This is a genomic window from Hymenobacter volaticus (genome assembly GCF_022921055.1).
GTDB classification, from domain to species: Bacteria; Bacteroidota; Bacteroidia; order Cytophagales; family Hymenobacteraceae; genus Hymenobacter; species Hymenobacter volaticus.
The window spans coordinates 37299-56533 of record NZ_CP095070.1; the positions used below are offsets into that span (position 1 = coordinate 37299).

The following is a 19235-nucleotide window of genomic DNA, read 5'->3' on the forward strand; positions in this document are numbered from 1 at the left end:
AAGGCTGATTCGCTATTCATGGGATAGGTTTTCGCTTGATAGTACTGGGCTAGCATACCCGACCCCTTCTCGATCACCTAGAAGACCTAGAAGGGTTCGGTATGCCAGCTACACGCCCGCCACTTGCTGCAGGGCGCGCACCAGCGTGTTCTGGGCCAGCTCCACCTTATAAGCATTGTGCTCGCGGGGCTTGGCTTCTTGCAAAGCGGCCGCTGCCGCCGCTTTAAACGTGGCCTCCGTCGCCGGCTGGCCTACTAAAGCTTTTTCCGCTTGACGGCTGCGCCAGGGCTGGGCGCCTACTCCTCCGAGGGCCACCCGCGCCGAGCGGATGGTGCCACCCTGTACATCGAGCCCCACCGCGGCCGAGGCCAGGGCGTAGGCGTAGGAGGCCCGTTCGCGTACCTTCAGGTAGGTGGAGCGCTGAGCGTGGGCCGCGGTTGGAATCGTCACGGCGACAATCAACTCGCCGGGCTCCAGCACGTTTTCCTTGTGGGGTGTGGTGCCCGGCAGCAAGTAAAACTCAGTGACCGGCACCTGGCGCTGCTTGCCCCGGGCATTTTCCAGTGTTAGCACGGCGTCGAAGGCGGCTAGCGCCACGCTCAGGTCGCCGGGATAGGCGTTGGCAATGCAGGCGTCACTCACCCCTAGGATGGCTAGGTTGTGGTTGTCACCGGTAAGGGCGGGGCAGCCTGAACCGGGCACGCGCTTATTGCACGGAAACGCTGGGTCGCGGAAGTAGCCGCAGCGCGTGCGTTGCAGGATATTACCCCCAATGCTGGCCATGTTGCGCAGCTGTGGCGAGGCCGCCAGTAGCAGCGACTCCGACACGGCCGGGTACTGCGACTTCACCAGCGGGTGCTCGCCCACGGCGTTCATGTTTTCCAACGCCCCAATGCGCAGTCCGTCCTTGGTTTGCTCGATACCTTTGAAGGGCAACCGGGTGATGTCAACCAGCATCGAGGGCTCCGTCAGATTGGCCTTCATCAAATCCAGCAGGGTGGTGCCGCCGGCAATGTAGGCGGCTTGCGGCTGGTCTTTGAGGCGCCCGGTGGCCTCTTTGGCCGTGCCGGCCTGGGTATAGCTGAAATCGTTCATGGAGTTAGCCTTTAGCGGGTTGGCCAGCCACTTCGCGCACAGCGGCCAGAATGTTGGGGTAGGCGCCGCAGCGGCAAATGTTGCCACTCATCCACTCGCGGGCCTGGCCGTCGGTGGTGGCGTGGCCTTCTTTCACGCAGGCCACGCCCGACATGATTTGACCCGGCGTGCAGTAGCCGCACTGAAAGCCGTCGTGCTTGAGGAAGGCTTCCTGCATGGGGTGCAGGTCGTCGCCTTTGGCCAACCCTTCGATGGTCGTGATTTCCTTGCCTTTGGCCATCACGGCCAGGGTCATACAAGAGAGCGTACGTTGGCCGTCAACGTGCACCGTGCAGGCCCCACACTGGCCATGGTCGCAGCCTTTCTTGGTGCCGGTCAGGTCGAGGTACTCACGTAGCGCGTCGAGCAACGTCACCCGGGGCTCCAAGGTTAGATTCTTGACCTGGCCATTGATGCGGAGCTGCAAGGGGCTGGCACCTGTTACCACGGGGTTGTTCGGCGCCAGCTTCTCGGCCAGGGTTTCGGCCTGGCTGGCAATGGGCGAGGCCAAGGCAAAGCCCAGGATGCCCCCGGCTTGCTGCATGAACGAGCGGCGCGAGCCATCGGCGGGCCGCGACGCCTCCGGCTGGGCGTCAGGAAATAAATCAGACATGAGATGGTGAGTAAGTGGCAAACAAAGAGCCCGTCCAAAGCGAGCCGCACTGGTTCGGCAGAAGCCGCCACCTAGCGGTTATCGCCCTGACCGTGAAAACAATAGCAGTAGCATTCAAATTGTACGGGGCTACTTTATAAAAGTACAGCCCTTTTACAGCTGATTTGTATAGTTTTCAAATGGATAAGTACACATTTCAAAGAGTGCTGCTTTATCCGTCTATCGTGCGGTACTATTCACGCGCTTCCGCAGGTTGACGAGCCCAACAGCAGGGAATAGCAGGGGGCCGAGCCGGCTCTTTTTTCACCTTGTTTTACTGTCAACAAGCAACCGATAAAGCGCGATAATAATGAGGTGCCAGCACGTACTTTGGCAGCCTTAATCTGATGCGAGTTTTGGCGAAGCCAACCTGCATTCAACAGGCCTTGCGGGGTGTCAAACGAAAAAATCAGCGACGAATAGCTGGCTTATCTGCGTTAGTTAGGGCAAAGCAATAGTCCAACAAGTGATTCCGCTACAATATGGCCGAATCAGCCGCCTGAAGCTGCGAAGTCTGCGTGCGGCGGTAGGTGAGCGGCGTGGTGCCGGTGTGCTTCTTAAAGAAGTTATTGAAGTACGTGGGGTACCCAAAGCCGAGGCTATAGGCAATTTCGCCTACGCCCCAGTCGGTGTGGGCCAGCAGCAGTTGCGCTTCCGTCACCAACCGCTCGTTGATGTGGGCGGTGGTAGACTTGCCTGTTACCTCTTTGACCATGGCGTTGAGGTGGTTGACGTGGATGGCCATGCGGTCGGCGTAGTCGCTGGCCGATCGGAGTATCGGCTCGCGCAACTGCGCCGTGATGGGAAATTGCACCTCCAGCAAGTTCATAAACAGCGCGGTGATGCGCTCGGCGGCGTTAACGGGCGCGTGCTGGGGCGTGGCCGGTTCGAGCAGGGCGGCTTCGTGAATGATAATGGAGAGCTGGTTGCGCAGCAAGTCGTCCTTGTGGGCGTACCCCGACTCCAGGTCGCGGCGCATGCGGGTAAAGGCGTCGGTGAAGTAGCGGGCCTGCTCCGTGGTCAGATAGTACACCGGGTTGCCTTCCACCTTGTAGAGCACAGTATCTTTGAGGCTCACGCCCCGCATGGCCGAGTGCAGAAACGACTCGGAAAAGCAGCTCAGGAAACCCTGCTGCTCGTTAAAGCCCTCGTGCACTTCCCACGCGTAAGGAATCAGCCGGTTGGTGAACACCAGTGCGGGCCCGTTGACGACAAAGCTGCGGGTAGCATAGTGCAGCTCGTTGGTTCCTTCCAGCACCAGCACCACCTTGAACATGTCGCGGCGGTTGAAGTTGCCCATCCCGCAGCGGGCCTCGTGCATGGTGAGCACTTCCACGTCTTCGCCGATGTGGTAGAGGGAAGGCGGGGTAAGGGAGCGGGGTTCGGTCATAGGGTTGCTGAGCGCCTTGGCCAACAGGCGGCGCTCCTGGGTATCTTTAAGAGACGCAGGAAGTTGCGAATTTGTTTTAGCCATGGCGGGAAGAAGTTGGAATAAGAGTAGTGACGGCGTATTGCTCGCCCAATAAGATGGACGAAAAGCCACTGAACGAGATAACACCCAGCTGCATCAGGTGGCCAAATCGTTTGCTTAGAGGCGGTTTGGTTTAGAAGATTTCATCCAGCAGCAGGTACCGGTCCCGGTGTTGCTCCAACTCCAACCGGGTGTTCACATCCAGGTGCATCACCGGGGCGGGAACAACTCGATTGATGGGCGCCCAGTTCGGCAGACCGGGGCCGCTGGGGGTGCCGGTTTTAATGAAACTGGCGAAGTATTGCTGCATCACCGCCGACACCTTGTAGTCGTCGGGGGTCCAGGCATAAATTTTATTGGTGGCCAGATTGCCCAGCGCGTATTCAATCTCGGCCGAATGCACCGCCCCACGAGCCGGTGGGGCCGTGGACGCCGCCGGGTTGGTGTTCTTCACTACTCCCCCGGCTAGCCCGGCCGTGGCGCCACCCACTTCTGGCCGCATGGCGGGCCGGGAGCGGCTATAGAAGAACCGGTACACGGGCTTGCCACCCCCGGTTTGGCTGTGCAGGTCGGCCCATTTCCAGGTACAGAACCCTAGAAACCCGTCGCTGGCCAAGTCGGTGGCCACCTGCTCGACCTCTTCGTCGGTGGTGGCCGCGTAGCGCTTGAGCACCTCTGGGGCCCGCGTTCCGTAGCGCTGCTGCACCGCCTGGGTATAGGCGGCCACGGTGGGCTTTTGGTTGCCTAGTAAGGCCTGATAGCCCATTTCCTGGGAATTCCAGCCAACCAGCAGGGGCACTTTTGACTGCTCCCCGGCCGTGAAAATGGCTTCGGGGGAGGTTGGGAGAAAGTAGCCGTCGACCACAGTGGTCCAGCGGATGCTGGGTTTGGCCGTCGCCTGAAGCAACTGATCGGCGGGCACGGCCTGCAAAGCCGCTTGGGAAGTGGCGCCCAGGGTTTCGGCAAACGTACGGCCGTCCTGCTCGGCTTCGGCCAAGGAGATAGGGGGCGCGGAGCCCAGGCCAATCAACGAGCCGCTTTCGCCAATGGCTTGCGCAAACAAGTTCCTGGAGAGCGGCGAGGCCATGAGCGCACTCACCGAGCACGAGCCCGCCGATTCACCCGCAATGGTCACCTTGCCAGGGTCGCCGCCAAAGGCGGCAATATGTTGCTGCACCCAGCGCAGCGCCGCGGTTTGATCCAGAAAGGCGTAGTTGCCCGAGGCGTGGTGCCCCGACGATTGGGTGAGGGCCGGGTGAGCCAGAAAGCCGAAGACGCCCAGGCGGTAATTCACCGTAACGCTCACGATGCCCTTGCGGGCCATGCTTTCGCCGTCGTAGCGGGGTTCGGAGCCGTCGCCGGCCACCCAGCCCCCGCCGTAGAAATACACGAGTACGGGCAGGCGCTCCTGCCCCAGTTTGGCCGGCGTCCACACGTTCAGGTACAGGCAGTCCTCGCTCATGCCCCGGGAGCGGGAGTTCATGTCGCCAAAGACCGGCAGCTGCATGGGCTTGGGGCCGAACTGGTGGGCTTTGCGCACGCCCGACCAGGAGGCGAGCGGTTGGGGCTCTTTCCAGCGCAATGCCCCCACCGGGGGCTGGGCGAAGGGAATGCCTTTAAACGAGCGGATGCCACTCGCTTCGCGGACGCCTTCGAGCACGCCACTCGCCGTTTTGATCTGTGGGGCCAGGATGGTCTTTGGTTGCTGAGCCAAGGCGGGTAAGCAGGCCCCAACAACTGCCAGCAGAAGCAGGAAGAATACTCTCATACGAAACACAGTAAAAGACCAGGGCCATGCCAGTGACTAGCGTGGTACCCTTGGTCGAGTGATGGGTAGGGTGGTACGGTAACCCGGAGCCGTCAGCCCAACGATGCCTATGGTCCAGCGCCGTTGCGTTGGAAGCAGAACACCGGTGGTTCGGCTTGGGGCGTCTGGATTGGTGGCAGGCTCTTACTGGAAGCTGTTATACTCCTGGTCGGTTACGGGCCGGCCCCAGTCTACAATGCCTTTCTCGGTGTTCACATTGAGCGAGATGTGCGTCATGCCCTGCTGAGGCGAGGCCCCGTGCCAGTGCTCCACGCCGGGCTGGGCCTGTATCACTTCGCCCTGGCGCAGCAGGCGGATGGGTTGGCCCTTTTCCTGGTAGTAGCCCACGCCCTCGGTCACCATCAATATCTGGCCGGCCGCGTGCTTGTGCCAATGCGAGCGGGCGCCGGGCGTAAAGGTGACGTTGCTGCTCGCGCAGTTGAACGTGTCATCGTTTTTCACCAGCGTGTGAACGTATACCGCGCCGGTAAACCAAGCAGCCGGCCCCCGCTCACCTTTCGGAAAGGGGCCGCTCAACAACTTGGTGGGGGCTTTCGGCGTCGTCTGGGCGAAGCTGGTTAGGCCAGTGGCTAGGGCCAGGGCAGTGGTTAGCAGGCTACGTTTCATGGCAAAGTAATAAGTAGTGGAAAAGGCGGTGGTGGGCGGCCCTTAGAGGTGCTTGACTACCCGCGCGGGCACACCCGCCACAATGGTATTGGCGGCCACATCTTTAGTCACGACGGCACCGGCGCCCACGATGGCGTTTTCACCGATGGTAACGCCGGGCATCACCGTCACATTGGCCCCCAGCCACGCCCCCTGTTTGAGCACGATGGGCAAGGAAACGGTGCTCCGCCGCTGCCCCGGCTCGGTGAGGTGGTTGGTGGTGATGAGGTTCACCTTGGGGCCAATCAGCACGTTGTCTTCCAGCGTGATACCGCCCCGGTCCATAAACGTGCAGGCGTGATTGACGAACACATGCTTGCCGAAGCGGATGTTGTGCCCAAAGTCGGTGTAAAAGGGTGGAATCAGGAATAGGCTGTCGTCCACGGGGTGGTTGGTCAACTCACTCAGCACCTGATTCACCTGGGCGTTGTCGTCCACTCGCATGGCGTTCAGCTCCGACGTGATGCGGATGGCCTTGCGAATGATGGCGTAAATCTGCGGGTAGTCCGGGTCGTCGAAGGCAATGACCTCGCCGGCCAGCTCGCGCTCAAAGATGGTTCGGGAATGAGATTCCATAGGGTTGCAACCTGATGAATTGGCTTGTACTTGCCAAATGGTCAGCGATTTATCATTTTTTGCTGCGCCTCGGCGTAGCGAGCGCCCTCCACGGGAATGCGCGCGGCGGCCTGCCCGATTTGCTGCAGCTCTTCGGTCGATAGGTGCAGGGCTACCGCGCCGAGGTTCTCCTCTAAGCGATGCAGCTTGGTGGTGCCCGGAATGGGGGCAATCCAAGGCTTTTCAGCCAGTAGCCAGGCCAGAGCAATCTGAGCGGGCGTGGCCTGCTGGTCCTGCGCGATACGACCGACCAGGTCTACCAGGGCCTGATTGGCTTTGCGGGCTTCGGGCGAGAAACGCGGCACGGTGTTGCGGAAATCCGAGGGGTCAAACTGCGTGTTCTCATCAATTTTGCCCGTCAGAAAGCCTTTGCCCAGCGGGCTGAACGGTACGAAGCCGATTCCCAGCTCTTCGAGCGTGGGCAGAATTTCCTGCTCCGGCTCGCGCCACCACAGCGAGTACTCGCTCTGCAGGGCTGCCACCGGCTGCACGGCGTGGGCCCGCCGGATAGCCTCCACGCCAGCTTCGGAGAGGCCAAAGTGCTTCACCTTGCCTTCCCCAATGAGGTCCTGCACGGCCCGGCCACGTCCTCCATGGGCACAGCAGGATCCACGCGGTGCTGGTAGAGCAGGTCGATGTGGTCGGTGCGCAGGCGCCGGAGCGAGTTTTCCACCACCTGCCGGATGTGCGCAGGCTGGCTGTTCAGGCCGCCGCGGTTCTGACCGGTGGCCTGGTCGATGTCGAAGCCGAACTTGGTAGCAATCACCACCTGGTCGCGCACCGGCTGCAGCGCCTGGCCTACCAGTTCCTCGTTAATCCAGGGGCCGTAGACTTCGGCCGTGTCGAAGAAGGTCACGCCCTGCTCCACGGCCGCTCGAATCAGCTGAATCATTTCCTGCGGGTCGGGGGCCTGGCCGTAGCCAAAGCTCATGCCCATGCAGCCGAGGCCGAGGGCGGATACCTGCAGGCCGCTGGTGCCTAATGTGCGCTGTTGCATTGTGTTTGATTGTTGAGAATTGAAGTACAAAAGGGAACACCGGTAGTCCAGTGATAACTTACCAGGCCTATTCAGCGACTACCTCCGGTTTAATTAGCGGGAACGGGGTCTGCTCTCAGTCGCATTGGGCAAGGGAAGCGACTTGCCTTCCTGGATGGTTTGCAACGTATACAAGCCCTTGGCCGCGGTGATGAACAGTGTTTTACGGTAGCTGCCGCGCCCAAAGCACAGATTAGTAACCTTTACGGGCAGCGGCATCTCGGCGACCTGCTGGCCCTGAGGAGTATACACCACGATGCGGTTGGCCACCGCGGCGTAGACATTGCCTTTGGTGTCTACCGTTAATCCGTCCGGCCCCTCCCCGGCAAACTGCACCAGCCGCTGCCGGAAGGCTAGCTGGCCATTGGGCAGCACCGTGTAGGCCCGAATTTCCCCGGTGAGCTGGAGGGCCGGCCCCGCGTAGTCGTCGGGCAGCGCTCCGTACACCCCGGCGCCGGGCGAATCATAGCTGGCCACATAGAGAGTGCGCTGATCGGGGGAAAACACCAAGCCATTCGGCCGAGTCACATCGGCCGCCAGCAGCTCCACGGCGCCGGTGGCGTCGAGGCGGTAAACGCCCATCCACGGCTGGTCGAGGGGCTCGGTACTGTTGTAACGCGAATCAGTGAAATAGACCCGGCCCTGGGCGTCGAGCGTGAGGTCGTTGGGGCCATTCAGGGCCTTGCCGCGAAAGGCCGCCGCCAGCGTCGTGCGGGCGCCGGTGGGCAGGTCCGTCCTCGAAATGCGCTTGCCGCCCCCGTTAGGGCCTTCGGCGACCAGCAGGCGGCCGGCCGCGTCAAAAGCCAGGCCGCTGGCATTGCCGCTCGCTGCGCGAAATTCTTTTGTCTGACCGGTTTGCGGGTTGTAGGACCAGATAATACCACCGGTAGTACCGGTATTGACGTCCGTGAACAGGAGCTGCCCATCGGGCGCCATGACCGGGCCCTCGCACACGGCGCCTACCCCGCCGGTGAAAACGGCTGCTGGCGTCGTCGCGGGAGCAAAGAAATAGGCTTGCGAGGGCTGGTGCTGTCCTTGCGCCACCACCGCCCAGGAACATAGGTAACCCAGCAGAAGACAAGTTATGGCAAGGCGATTAGGCAGCATCTTCATGGGCTAAGGGGTTGGATAGCGTTTTTTTGACCGGCAGCGGGCGCGCTAGGTCATGGGCTAACAGCCGCCTTCGGGCGCGGCAGCAGCCCAGCCGAGCAATAGCAGGCCGGCTTTCGGGCGGGCCGTCCTTACTTCTGGCCGGTCTGGTTTTCCTGTTCCGGCGGGTAGCGGCTGCCCTGCAGGGGGCTGGCGGCCAGCGCAGCCTCCAGTTGCGTCCACTCGCCGGGCGCAATGTTGGCGGCCAGGGCGGCCAGGTTTTCGTGGAAGTGCGCTTCTTTGGTGGTGCCCGGAATGGGGACCACCCCCTCTGGCCGGGCCAGCAGCCAGGCCAGGGAGAGCTGGGCGGGCGTCAAGCCCCTGGGTTGGCCGAAGTCGAGCAGGGCCTGTACGAAGGGGTAGTTGGCCTTTAGGGCCTCCGGCGTGAAGCGCGGCAACCCGAGCCGGTTGTCGGTGCCGGGGTAGAACTTGGTGTCCGCGTGGAGCATTCCCGTCAGGTAGCCCCGGCCGACGGGGGCATACGGCACGAAGCCGATGCCTAACTCCTGCAGGGTTGGAAAGACGGCCGTTTCCGGCTCCCGCCACATGAGCGAGTATTCGCTTTGCAAAGCCGTAACCGGCTGCACGGCATGGGCTTTTCGAATGGTCCCGGCATCCGCTTCGGATAAGCCAAAGCGCTTTACTTTGCCTTCCTTGATCAAGTCTTTTACCGTCCCGGCCACGTCCTCGATGGGTACCTTGGGGTCGGGGCGGTGCTGGTAAAACAGCTCAATGGCATCCACCCGCAGCCGCTTCAGTGAAGCTTCTGCTACTTTGCGAATATTCTCCGGGCGGCTGTTGGTGCCCTGGTCCTTACCCGCTTGAATATCGAAGCCAAACTTGGTGGTAATGGCCACCGTGTTTTTAAAGGGCGCGAGGGCTTCGCCGACCAGTTCCTCGTTCAGGAAAGGACCATACACCTCGGCCGTATCAAAGAGCGTCACGCCTGATTCCGCCACTTTCTGCAGTAGCTGGCGCATAATTTTCCGATCGGGGGCGGGCCCGCGGTGATAACTCATGCCCATGCACCCAAAGCCCAACGTCGACACCTCGAAGCTGGCGTTACCCCGGCCGAGGGTACGGCGGGGCAGGGAGGGGGCGAGGCTAGGGGGGCTAATATGACCGCTGTTGCTGGCCAGGCCAGCGTCTGTTTCGGCGTGCTTCTCGCCGCAGCTACCCAGCAGTACCGGGCTGGCCAGTAAAGCGGTGCCGAGCACGGCCCCGGTTTTTAGAAAATTTCGACGGGGATTGACTGGGTCATCGCTGAGGGGCAACCCGGGCAACCCATGGTGGGGGTAGTTGACATAGCTTGCTTAGGGAATGGGGGAAAGGGGACGGACGGATATAGCCGAGCGGCAGGCAGCCGGCAGAGGCTATTTTTTAGCCTCCAAGGTCTTGGCTAGCACCGCCCGCGCGGCATTAACTTCTTTTTTCCCCACCGCCGCCTCACTGAGCGTAATGAGTTGCCGCAGCTGGCCCGCCGTCAGGCCGACGTGCAGCCCCGCCCCGAGGTGGAATTCGAGCATCGGCTCGACGCCGCCTAAACTCACCAGGGCCGCATTGGTAGCCAGCTCCCGCTCCTGAAAGGTGAGCACGTCGCGCTCAAACAGGTCGGCAAACAGGTGCTCTTTCAGAAACACGTCGCTTTCCGGGCTGAAGGCGTTGGCCCCGGTTTTGGGGCCGGTTTCGGGCTTGCCGGTGAGCTGTTCCAGGTTTTGCTTGCCCCGCTCGTATTTTGGCGTGGTGCTGGTGATGGGCGAGGCAGCCTTGCCCATTACATCCTGAATGCCCTGGGCCTTGCGCTCGTCGAGCAATTTCATTAGGGTGTTGATGCCGCTCAGACTGCGCGGAAAGCCGCAGTAGGCGTAGAGATGCACCAGCACTTCTTTCTCCTCATTCACCGTCAGCCCGGCCTTCAGGCCCTGGGCCAGCGCTTCGTGCAGGCGGACCTGGTTGCCCGTGGCCGTGTAGGCCGAAATGGTAACCAGGGCTTGCTGACGGGCGGTGAGGGCGGCAGTTGATTGGGCAGTTGTTGTCATGATGGAAGCCAGTAGCAGGGTGAAAGCCGCGGCGAGATGAAGGACACTTTTCATAAGCCAAGGGAAAGATGAAGTCGATACAGGTAGCCCGGCGGCTGGCTCAACGGGTACGTCGCCTTACAGGCACCCAGTGCGCTTCACCAGCGTTTGTGTGGCCTTTAAGACCGCACAAAGTTCCGTCCGCATCTTGCCCGGCTGGTAATGACAATCAAAGCAATCAGTACACATTTCAAAGAATGCCTCGTAAATCGAGTGCCGTAAGACTCATCTCACGGGCGGAAGGTTACACTAGAAGCCTCTTGAGGCAGGCACTGCTCTTTCTGTTGGCCCCCCCTTACCAACGCCAGGAGCGGTTTACCGGCCAAACGAGCGGCTAAAGTTTTGCCCGCTTTGCTCCTGTTGTTGCGCCGCCGGCAGCCGGCGGGATTTGTGGGCGAGCAGCACCTGCGCGAAGTCCGATTCGAGTCGGCGCCCCTCCACAATATCAGCTAGGGTTACTGTATCCAGCAAGGTGGCATTGGATCCAGTTGGTCGGGTTACTGGTCTGGATGCTGCGCTGAGTTACTGGAAGCCAGGGTTGGAGGCCGCGCTGGCTGGCCCCTCGGGTATGTTTCCGCAAGGTCTGCTCAGAATGCAAGGGCTGTTAAGAGACTGGCTGCGTCGGCTCACGCCCGCAGCAGGATTACCGCTTCCCCAGTCGGCGACTCCGCCAGCTCGACTCCACGACCCTCTCTACTCCCTGCGGCCGGAAGTAATACCGAAAGTAGAATTTAGGGGCCAGCGGCTGCAGGCGCATAGCCTCGTGGAAGACGAGCTGCAGGTAGCTGCGGACCAGCTCCCATTTAAAGAGATATGTGGTCTGTTGCTCAAGCAGCATTTTCTTGAACAAGGTAGTGAGGTACGTCGCCTGCTCCTCGGGCAACAAGTAAGAACGCGTTCCTTGGTGGTCAAGCAAGGTCCGCGGCACCGCTTTGAAGTTCTGCGCATATTCGCACTCATTTACGAATGCCTTCGTAAACAGGCAGCAGTACCCGGTCTGGCCTGTGGCTAAGGCCTCGGGAGTGCCTACTCCCTGAGGAGCCCCAAAGCACAAATACGTCCTGGCTTGTACAATTTTCTGATCAGCGCGGTGTAGCTGGCGGGGGCCGGTAAGCAGGTAGATTGAGTACAAGTCGTGGCAATTTGCCGGAACCGGACTGGTAGCGGTATCGATGGGATAAATGTTAAACCCGTTCATAAGTAAGCTGCTGGTATTTACTCTGTAAGCGTAAGCTTCGCGCTTGCTTACACGGCCTAAAGCCACCAACGGCAGTGCTTTTTACTGTTCTAGCAGATGCAAGCGCCGCAGTTACGCTTGACGGCTAAAAGCTATGGCGTGGGCAGCAACTCACCGTTGGAAAGTCAAAGTTCCGATGAGCAGGCTGAGAGAACTAATGGGAATCACATCATTAAGAACAATATTCAAAGAAACTGCCCAGGAAATTTGCCTCTGACTGTGTCCTGTCCGTCCGATTATTGGAGCGTTTTCATGGATTGTATAGCACTTTATAAGACATCACCTAAATAGATTGATTATAACACAAGAAATTCCCAATAAGCCGTCCTGAAAATCTACGTCTAGCTTACCGAAATTAGCTGAGTTAGTGAGACAAATGTTGGCTTGTTAAAGCCCGCTTCTATAAGTATTAAGCATGTTAACTATACTATAATTATTAAACACAAATCAGAATGGTGTTAATTGAGGTGTTATATCAATGATTTATATTCCCAACCAAGATCACTTTTCACAATTCTATTTATGATGATTAGCTTAAGTTTAATCTTTAAAAATTTCAATACTTGATTGCACTTGCAAAGTTGGAGCTTTGCACAAAGGGGTTAAAGTATGATTATCAATAAAAGTTTGATGTGGGTTCATAGGATGCAGTTTAAATTCCTCACTAAAGTCAATATGAATAGTTCCTGCACAACAAATATTTGATTCTCTTCCTTCAGCAAATAAAGGAATTAGCTGGTTTCCATCATTACCAGGTATATTAGGGTTGCAAAACTTAGAGAGCTGAGTGCAAGCGATATGAATCAAAGGAATCTCTTTTTGAATTGCTGCTACAACGTCTGGTTTGGGATTTTGAAATTTATCTCTACCAATTGAGAATAGCATAGCTTGGGGCTGCACTGCACGTGTGAAATCAGTTGCAAAAGTATTAGAGCCTTTACCGCGTCCAGCATTACCACCATGATGAGGGTATATGGCAACTCTAGCGTGAACATCCGCGTTTGCGGCTAGCATGTTGGAGAGTCCAACTGCATCTATATCTCCAGGCAACAATGCTATCGGAACGTTATCGTCTATTAGCCTTATAACAGCACTTATAGAATTACTAGTTAGCTTACGGCCACTTCTATCAGTTGAGCCTGGTCCCCTAGCAGCTAAATACATAGAGGGAGCTAAAATCTCTATTGTTACTCTTCCAACTGAAATTGATTTAGATAGCCCAGTGTGAAGGGATGTATTAAAAACGAGCTTTTTGTCGATATGGGCGTTATCAAGAGTGTATAATAAGTCGTCCCAAACTTCACTTTCTTTTGCGGAATCAGTATTCAAGTATACAGCTCCTATCGTAACTATTTCGGAAGATATTAATCCTATGAGGCCTGATATGTGATCAGCATCAGCGTGAGAAACCAATACATAATTGATGTGATCGATGCGCTCTTCTTCTATAAACTCCAAAAGCGCGGTACCCGGTCCTGTGTCAATAACAACTATTCCTTCGTTATCAAATAGAATTGAGGAGTTTCCGTGTCCTACATCAATTATACTTAAGCTAGGTACATTGCTAATATTAACCACGAAACTGAAAATCTTTGATATAAACGTCTTCAATCTTTTCTGCACCCAAATTCACGTGGGCGAAAAACCTCACACCAGGATTAACCATGTGAAGTATGCTTTTATCAAATGATTGCATTGGTATTTTTATTCCGTTGCCACCTTTATTGCCATCCCATGCAGGAATAACTAACAATACAGTCTTAGTTGATATATCGATATCATCGATGCGTACTAAAGTCTGCCAAGGTTTACGCCTTTTTGAAAACTTACCTAAAAAAACTTCTTGCATACACTCCCTTAATACTTTCTCAAGGTGATCAACATTCTCTGTAAGCTCACGAGGCGTTAAAAGAGCTGGAATCTTATGTCTAATTGGTCTAATGTCTTCTATAATATCAGTAGTCCATCTTGTAACAAGAACAGCAGGAAAATGACGGTCGTAACAAGTGGCAACCAATTTAGCACCACTAAATCGGGCGTAATCATGGTGCGACAGATGGTGATCACATATTACTGCTTGTGAGTGAGCATAAATTGCTTCAAATGCTTCATTCTCACTAAAAAATGGACCAGTCAGTGGATATGCATCTATTCCCAGATCCTCAATTTCACCCCTAACCGTGTCTCTATTTGCGGGATTATCATCTATAACTGATAAAACATTGAGTTCGTACCCTTCTATTACAAGTGACATAGCTAAAAGCCTAAAATAGGAATAACAATCTGAAATTCAGCACCTCCTAACTCACCTTTAGGGATAGCTTCAACAGTTCCACCTAAGTCCCGAATAGTATCTCTAACTATAGTCAGACCTAACCCCGTTCCACTTCCGTAGCCAGTTTCACCCGGAAGCCATATGCTTTTAGGCTCGATATTTTCAATTCCAGGCCCATTATCAGCGAAACTAATTAATAACCCTGATTCATTTATTTCAGACTTTATACTGATGTTTCTATTGCCAATCTGCCTGTCGCCAAATGCACGCAAGCTATTTACAATAAAATTAGCAATTACTGTTTCAAGTGAAGCCGCGCTTCCACGTAAATATGGTTTTCCTTGTGAAAACGAAGTAATAACATTCACATGCCTTTCTGACAAAATGCTGCTAAAATTTTCAATTGTAGCTAAAATGACCTGATGTACGTCAAGCCTTTGATTGCGCCGCTTATCGCGTTCCACAAAACTTAAGGTCAAGCTTTGAAAGCCATTCATTAAAGCTGTTTGGGCCAATATAAGCTCGACTGGTGCCTTTAATGAACTTTCGTATTGATCACCTAATATTGTTTTTGCTTTTTTTTGTATTCTAATTGTATTACGCTCTATCAAATCAATTGGTCGACTTGTCTCATGAGCAAAAACAGCTGACACAATGCCAACAGTACTTAAGGTTCTATATAAAATCACTTCATTTCTAAGAGCAATTGCTTCATTTTCTCTTGCTTGCTCATACTTACGGAAAGACTTTTCTACAGCAAATTTTTGTGCTGCCGGCAGAGTGTCAAGTGATTTAACTACTATTTCTCTTTCTTTCTTAACAGATTCTTTGGATTCAACCCGGGAGGATACTCGACGTAATTCTGCTTCTTGTAAACGTTCTCTAGCCATCCAATCTAGAGCATCTCCAGTAAATTTCTTAAGCTCGTAAAATGCCTCATTTTCAATTATTCCAGTTCTATCCGTCTTTTGAATAAAAACAGAATTTCCATTTTCAATAGCTACTCGTCCAATTGCGGTATTAGTGCTAGGTCTAAACTCAGGACTTCGAACGCGAGCTAGATTCAAGTTCAACCAATCATCACCTGGGTTCCCGTAAGGGGCAACTCTTAGTCCATCAATATAAAGATGAACACCACCAAACTCTCGTAACCACTCACGAACCTCAGATTGAGAAATATTTCTAGTAGAGAAAGTTTTAGCATCAATTAAGAAAACCCATAAGTCAAACTGAAGCGGTGGTAATAAATAGTGCGCTTTATCGCTTTTTGGTCTTATAGACGAATGTCCAGCTGCATATAACGTTTTGCCATTAAAATCCTTTACAATAGCAGATGCCATACCATTATTATCGACCTCAGCGTGTAGATGAAATTCACTTTCCTTAAAATATTTAAATGAAACTAGGTATTCAAGGTCAACAAAGTCTTTAGTTTTGAGTATTGGGTGGAACCCTGATGGATTGTCCCCAAATGGATCAGCAAGTAATATAATACCACGTGCTAAACGTTTAACATCCATTCTTGTAAGGCGATCTCTGAGATTACTTATTTTTATCTCAGTGCCGTGTTGCTTATTATCACAAATTATCTTTTTTATTGTAATACTAACATCATCTACGCGTCTTACTGTGTCAAATTTGCTCCAATCAATCGCGACGTAGTACTCACTAAAAAACTCGGATGATGGTCTAGTTAATAATTCTGCATACTCTCCCATTCTAAGAGCTGCTAATCGGCCTAGCCCCTTATTACCTGCTGCAATTCTACCAAGTTTTGTGCGCTTATTTGTTGATTTTTGTGATTCACCAAGAACTAGCCATCCATCTACAATTTCTTCCTCGGTCATTCCATAACCGTCATCGGAGACTCGTATGTAACCTCCCGGCTGGTCAATTTCTACCAGTTCAATAGTACAATTGAACGCATCTGCATCATAAGCATTCTTTACTAATTCAAGTATGCCTTGATCAAAACCTATATTCAACTCTTCTCCTAATCTGCGGAGGATGCTCGTAGCAAATCTGATATGGGCTTTTGTGCTCATCAACCTATCTGAATGGGAAGCTCTCGTAATGATGCAACAGTTAAATGGCGGCAACGGATGCGTTCATTAAGCCAAGTGTCTGTAGTAGATGTATTGCATTGCGCCTGAAGTCTGAGACAGGATTCTAACGATCCGTTAAGGGGTTGTATAACAATTAAATGATTTTCTACAGCAACATCTTCGATCTCATCAGTTGCCTCTATTATCGTTGCAACAAGTCGACGAGCATCGGAAGGACTAGATGTTCTCCTTACGACTAGAAAAGGAGGTGTATAACATGTTCCTCCATACTTACGGACTGAGGTAAAGGAATCAATAACCATTCTTCCCCATGGCGGACATGTGAATGCATCAATATAAGGCTTTGCTGGAGCTGATGCGTTTGGAAACCCTACTAATGGATTCCTATGTGGTACAACTGAACCTACACGAATCCTGAATGCTTCCTCTAACTTACCTAACTCCCAAGGTTCTTGATTGTGGAAGGGCCACCATGCAACAGATTTGATATCTGCTATGTAGTTAGGGTTTATTTTAAAATACCTTGCATTAGTAAATACGACAAGGAAAACATCAACATCAGCCCAAGAGTCAAATCTGCCAATTGACTCGATATGTTGAATTGGAGCACATGATTCTACTAAACCTCTCCATCGAGAATATCTCACTCCTGTTCTGAGGACGTCAGGTAGAATACACGCGATAACCTTAATTCCTTCTTTAATAGCGCGTTCAATGAAAAGGCTAGCGAGAGAAACTTTTCCAGTTGACCATGTACAATCTAATGATGCATCGTATGGTCCAAAGGGAGGATTTATTATGAGGCAATCTGTGTGATGCCACGGAACATTGTCTAAAGCATCCCTTTGATAGATATTAGTGAATAACAATAAAGCATATTCAGGAATAATATCAGGTTGCGCACCTCTTTCCAGAGCCAGTATAGCTAAACGGCACTTTGTCGCTTCTACAAACTCTTTATGAACATCATAGGCAAATAATCTGCTATTCCAGTGCTTAATAGTTTCCGAAAGCAGTGGTAAAACAGGCATACAACGAGCACACGCAATTAACAGATTTCCTGCTCCACAAGCTGGGTCTAAAACAGATTCGCCTTTTTCAATATTATCTTTTAAAAAACCAGCTAATCTTTCTGATAATTCTGAACCCGTAAAAAAAGCACTAGCCTCTTTACGTTCCTCAAGAGTCACATGCTTACGAAGTTCTCGTCCTGCTTCTCCATCTAGTAGAAGTTTAACTTCGTTTTCTAATTCACTTGATGTGATTCTATCTTTTATATAAAAAGATTTAAGCACCTCTTTCAGCCTTATTAGAAATGGTGTGTAATCTTTCATTAATTATCTTAACAAGTGTCTCGAAGCTTTATTTACGCAAAATACAAGCAAATTATACATTACAGCTACCAGTGCTTTAATATAGAGAAGGTATGAATACCTATAGTGACGTTTATCGCCACTATTGTCGCTGAATCATAGTTGCTAGATTAGATCTTTCCAATTGGGCACTCACAGTTACTAACTCATGGGTGAGCGCTTAACTATAACATAGCTGCTCCAGATAGCACTTTACGAAGTATCTGAAGCTAACTGTTGACTACTGTATATATCACCCCGGTGGGGGCAGGTCCACATTGTCTATGAAACTGTTATATCAAGCCGCATACTGTCGTTGACTGGGGAAGTTATACTTGACATGGTGTAGTTGTAGTTACTTCCTTCTTATAGAACTACAGGCCAATATAATTTGACTTGCGCTTCGGTTAAATTTTCAGCGTGGCGGTTAAGCAATGAAAGCTGAATAGATGATAGGGGAGTAAGGTTAGTACCGATACCGCAGACTATCTGCCACTCTTTAGTTGTAAGGTCACGGGCTTCCAGTGCTAGGTAATCAAGCTGTTGCTCTAGATATGTTGTGATTGCATTTCGATGTTCTCTAGGATTGGTGACCCATTCAGGACGTAACTGTCTGGCCTCTATTACTGCCGGTGGAATATTGCCTTGAGCCAAGTTATTGATGAAGCCAGGAATGCTATTTTTTAATTCCCAGCCCAATGACAAATAGGCAACACACTTACTATTGTCTGTTGCCCGTTGAAACAGATGTGCCATCATCTGCGAATTTTTGATGCGGTTCATAAACAAATCTACTGTGCGAAGCAGCAGAGCTATCGTATTGAAGTAAGGGCGATTACCCAATGGGCTTAAGCCAGCTCCGGCATCTGATACAACAATAGTGTTGCACTCGTAGCGGCTGTTTAACTGTGTGAGTTTCTGCATGCCCTGGTTATCATACACCCCACCGTCAATAAGCTGAGGCTGGGCATAGACGGTGTCAGCAGGCTCCCGAAAATATTTAAGGTCAATGCTGATAGGCGTAAAAGCAAATGGTACGCAAGAGGAAGCTGTCACTGCCCGCGCTATTGGGAAATGGGTACCGTCAAAATACACTGGGTGCTGGGCATAAGTATAAGTAGAGTCAGCCATAGAATCTCGCGAAAACGTAAACGGCCGACCTGTTTGCAGGTTCGAACTGCCAATCGCTAAAACAGGCTTGTCAGGCAACTGCTGCAGCGTTCGTCCTTGGTAGAAAAAAGCATCATAGGCCTTTTCTATTTCTTGGCTAATAGGAAGCAGCTTAAACTGAAATCGGAGAACAATGTAAAATAAGCCAACCAGCAGAAGTAGGGCTAACGGCGCCCAGCGGGTAAACAGTAGGAAACCGCATATAACGAGAAGAGCTAGTACAAGTAGCAGAAAACGTATAAACACCCAAGAGCGCAACGCATAGCTAATAATGCTATAGCGGCGTAACTTCTCTGTCATCCCGGCATGAAACTCTTCGAAGTTTCCCTCATGCAAGCAGTAAGCCGCCCCGGTGATGGAACCACCGGAAATAGTTGAGATAACTTCGATGCTCGAAAGCAGCCCTAATTCATGCAATTTTTTCAGTGTGCCTAAGTGAAAAGCAGCAGCTCGATAACCACCACCGGATAGAGCCAAGCCAAAACGGCGAACGAATGTCATCCTTATTTTATGCTGAATATGTTAGT

General features: G+C 53.0%; 16 protein-coding genes and 1 pseudogene. All 17 read right to left on the minus strand.

Annotated elements, in window-relative coordinates; translation table 11 throughout:
- Positions 1–108: 108 nt before the first annotated feature.
- Positions 109–1095, minus strand: coding sequence for an FAD binding domain-containing protein (locus MUN86_RS30695; RefSeq protein WP_245127797.1), 987 nt, complete (start codon positions 1093–1095; stop codon positions 109–111).
- Positions 1096–1099: 4 nt separating this feature from the next.
- Positions 1100–1747, minus strand: coding sequence for a (2Fe-2S)-binding protein (locus MUN86_RS30700; protein ID WP_245127798.1), 648 nt, complete (start codon positions 1745–1747; stop codon positions 1100–1102).
- A gap of 514 nt (positions 1748–2261) precedes the next feature.
- On the minus strand, positions 2262–3260 hold the full coding sequence (locus MUN86_RS30705; RefSeq protein ID WP_245127799.1) for a helix-turn-helix domain-containing protein: 999 nt from the start codon (positions 3258–3260) through the stop codon (positions 2262–2264).
- A 130-nt stretch (positions 3261–3390) separates the two neighbouring features.
- Positions 3391–5025 carry a carboxylesterase/lipase family protein gene (locus MUN86_RS30710; protein ID WP_245127800.1) on the minus strand — a complete coding sequence of 545 codons (1635 nt, stop codon included), beginning with the start codon at positions 5023–5025 and terminating at the stop codon, positions 3391–3393.
- Positions 5026–5208: 183 nt separating this feature from the next.
- Positions 5209–5691, minus strand: coding sequence for a (R)-mandelonitrile lyase (locus MUN86_RS30715; RefSeq protein WP_245127801.1), 483 nt, complete (start codon positions 5689–5691; stop codon positions 5209–5211).
- 42 nt (positions 5692–5733) lie between these two features.
- Positions 5734–6306, minus strand: a complete 573-nt coding sequence (locus tag MUN86_RS30720) for a sugar O-acetyltransferase (protein WP_245127802.1) — start codon at positions 6304–6306, stop codon at positions 5734–5736.
- Positions 6307–6347: 41 nt separating this feature from the next.
- A pseudogene (locus tag MUN86_RS30725) lies at positions 6348–7342 on the minus strand (aldo/keto reductase).
- Positions 7343–7435: 93 nt separating this feature from the next.
- Positions 7436–8494: an SMP-30/gluconolactonase/LRE family protein gene (locus MUN86_RS30730; protein WP_245127803.1), complete on the minus strand. Its 1059-nt coding sequence runs from the start codon at positions 8492–8494 to the stop codon at positions 7436–7438.
- A gap of 128 nt (positions 8495–8622) precedes the next feature.
- Positions 8623–9804, minus strand: a complete 1182-nt coding sequence (locus MUN86_RS30735) for an aldo/keto reductase (protein WP_245127804.1) — start codon at positions 9802–9804, stop codon at positions 8623–8625.
- Positions 9805–9903: 99 nt separating this feature from the next.
- Positions 9904–10623: a carboxymuconolactone decarboxylase family protein gene (locus MUN86_RS30740; RefSeq protein ID WP_245127805.1), complete on the minus strand. Its 720-nt coding sequence runs from the start codon at positions 10621–10623 to the stop codon at positions 9904–9906.
- A gap of 300 nt (positions 10624–10923) precedes the next feature.
- Positions 10924–11079, minus strand: a complete 156-nt coding sequence (locus tag MUN86_RS30745; RefSeq protein ID WP_245127806.1) for a hypothetical protein — start codon at positions 11077–11079, stop codon at positions 10924–10926.
- Positions 11080–11251: 172 nt separating this feature from the next.
- Positions 11252–11806, minus strand: coding sequence for a hypothetical protein (locus MUN86_RS30750; protein WP_245127807.1), 555 nt, complete (start codon positions 11804–11806; stop codon positions 11252–11254).
- Between the two features lie 579 nt (positions 11807–12385).
- Positions 12386–13423: a ComEC/Rec2 family competence protein gene (locus MUN86_RS30755; RefSeq protein ID WP_245127808.1), complete on the minus strand. Its 1038-nt coding sequence runs from the start codon at positions 13421–13423 to the stop codon at positions 12386–12388.
- Positions 13416–14099: a hypothetical protein gene (locus tag MUN86_RS30760; protein ID WP_245127728.1), complete on the minus strand. Its 684-nt coding sequence runs from the start codon at positions 14097–14099 to the stop codon at positions 13416–13418. Before MUN86_RS30760 ends, MUN86_RS30755 begins: the two co-directional genes overlap by 8 nt.
- A 2-nt stretch (positions 14100–14101) precedes the next feature.
- Positions 14102–16165 carry an ATP-binding protein gene (locus MUN86_RS30765; protein ID WP_245127729.1) on the minus strand — a complete coding sequence of 688 codons (2064 nt, stop codon included), beginning with the start codon at positions 16163–16165 and terminating at the stop codon, positions 14102–14104.
- Positions 16165–17520: an N-6 DNA methylase gene (locus MUN86_RS30770; protein ID WP_245127730.1), complete on the minus strand. Its 1356-nt coding sequence runs from the start codon at positions 17518–17520 to the stop codon at positions 16165–16167. Before MUN86_RS30770 ends, MUN86_RS30765 begins: the two co-directional genes overlap by 1 nt.
- Before the next feature lie 384 nt (positions 17521–17904).
- Complete coding sequence (locus MUN86_RS30775; RefSeq protein ID WP_245127731.1) at positions 17905–19209, minus strand: patatin-like phospholipase family protein; 1305 nt, start codon at positions 19207–19209, stop codon at positions 17905–17907.
- Between the last annotated feature and the right edge of the window lie 26 nt (positions 19210–19235).

Coding starts and splice junctions, on each gene's coding strand:
- MUN86_RS30740 (WP_245127805.1), bottom strand. CDS start 10,623: ATGAAAAGTGTCCTTCATCTCGCCGCGGCTTTCACCCTGCTACTGGCT.
- MUN86_RS30720 (WP_245127802.1), bottom strand. CDS start 6,306: ATGGAATCTCATTCCCGAACCATCTTTGAGCGCGAGCTGGCCGGCGAG.
- MUN86_RS30700 (WP_245127798.1), bottom strand. CDS start 1,747: ATGTCTGATTTATTTCCTGACGCCCAGCCGGAGGCGTCGCGGCCCGCC.
- MUN86_RS30710 (WP_245127800.1), bottom strand. CDS start 5,025: ATGAGAGTATTCTTCCTGCTTCTGCTGGCAGTTGTTGGGGCCTGCTTA.
- MUN86_RS30695 (WP_245127797.1), bottom strand. CDS start 1,095: ATGAACGATTTCAGCTATACCCAGGCCGGCACGGCCAAAGAGGCCACC.
- MUN86_RS30750 (WP_245127807.1), bottom strand. CDS start 11,806: ATGAACGGGTTTAACATTTATCCCATCGATACCGCTACCAGTCCGGTT.
- MUN86_RS30715 (WP_245127801.1), bottom strand. CDS start 5,691: ATGAAACGTAGCCTGCTAACCACTGCCCTGGCCCTAGCCACTGGCCTA.
- MUN86_RS30765 (WP_245127729.1), bottom strand. CDS start 16,165: ATGAGCACAAAAGCCCATATCAGATTTGCTACGAGCATCCTCCGCAGA.
- MUN86_RS30760 (WP_245127728.1), bottom strand. CDS start 14,099: ATGTCACTTGTAATAGAAGGGTACGAACTCAATGTTTTATCAGTTATA.
- MUN86_RS30775 (WP_245127731.1), bottom strand. CDS start 19,209: ATGACATTCGTTCGCCGTTTTGGCTTGGCTCTATCCGGTGGTGGTTAT.
- MUN86_RS30705 (WP_245127799.1), bottom strand. CDS start 3,260: ATGGCTAAAACAAATTCGCAACTTCCTGCGTCTCTTAAAGATACCCAG.
- MUN86_RS30770 (WP_245127730.1), bottom strand. CDS start 17,520: ATGAAAGATTACACACCATTTCTAATAAGGCTGAAAGAGGTGCTTAAA.
- MUN86_RS30730 (WP_245127803.1), bottom strand. CDS start 8,494: ATGAAGATGCTGCCTAATCGCCTTGCCATAACTTGTCTTCTGCTGGGT.